1 pseudogene is annotated in these 1,104 nt (G+C 48.5%); it reads left to right on the forward strand.

The features are described from left to right. Positions 1-1,104: pseudogene (locus AB9K26_RS00840) on the forward strand (gliding motility-associated C-terminal domain-containing protein); the annotation flags it as partial.

Consider the following 1,104-nt stretch of genomic DNA (forward strand, 5'->3'; position numbering starts at 1 on the left):
CCTTGCGGTACCATAAACGTAACATACACCGTGACCGATGATTGCGGAAACAGCTCAAGCACCACCGTAACGCTTACTTTTGACGACGGGACCATCCCTGACCTCTCAAACTGTTCTGTCACTGACCAAACTGTTGAATGCGCTGGTGACGGAAACGAGCAGTTGGCCAATGACTGGAATGCCAATAATATTGCGGACCTTGAAACATGTGCCGATGACCTTGGCATAACAGTGACCTCTGACTATGATTTCGCAAACCTGGTCCCTTCTTGTGGACAGGCTGGTTCTATCGCTGTGACCTATACAATTACAGATGATTGCGGAAACGCAACAACACTCAGTGCGACACTGACCATTGAAGATACAACGGATCCAACATTCACGGTTCCTGCTGGAATTACCATCGAATGTGACCAAGATCCAACAGACCTAACCCTAACAGGTGATGTGACAGATGAGGCGGACAACTGTTCTGTGAACACTCTAGAGGCAACTTATACTGATTCTGTTGCCGATGGATCCTGTGCGAACGAATCTGTAATCACAAGAACTTGGACTCTTGTCGATGACTGTGGGAACGAGACTAACCTAGTGCAGACAATAAACGTCGTGGACACTACTGCGCCTACCTTTACGGTCCCTGCTGGTACCACTATCGAGTGTGACCAAGATCCAACGGACCTTTCCCTTACTGGTGACGTGACCGATGAAGCGGACAACTGCTCAAATGGATTGGAAGCAACATATTCTGATGCCGTGGCTGATGGATCTTGCGCGAACGAATCTGTAATCACAAGAACTTGGACACTTGTCGATGACTGTGGGAACGAGACAAGCCTAGTGCAGACAATAAACGTCGTGGACACTACTGCGCCTACCTTTACGGTTCCTGCTGGTACCACTATCGAGTGTGACCAGGACCCTACCGATCTTTCACTTACAGGTGACGTGACCGATGAGAACGACAACTGCTCAAATGGATTGGAAGCAACATATTCTGATACCGTGGCTGATGGCTCCTGTGCAAACGAATCTGTAATCACAAGAACTTGGACACTTGTCGATGACTGTGGGAACGAGACAAGCCTAGTGCAGACAATAAAC

Source organism: Psychroserpens sp. XS_ASV72 (genome assembly GCF_041224425.1).
Taxonomy (GTDB): domain Bacteria; phylum Bacteroidota; class Bacteroidia; order Flavobacteriales; family Flavobacteriaceae; genus Psychroserpens.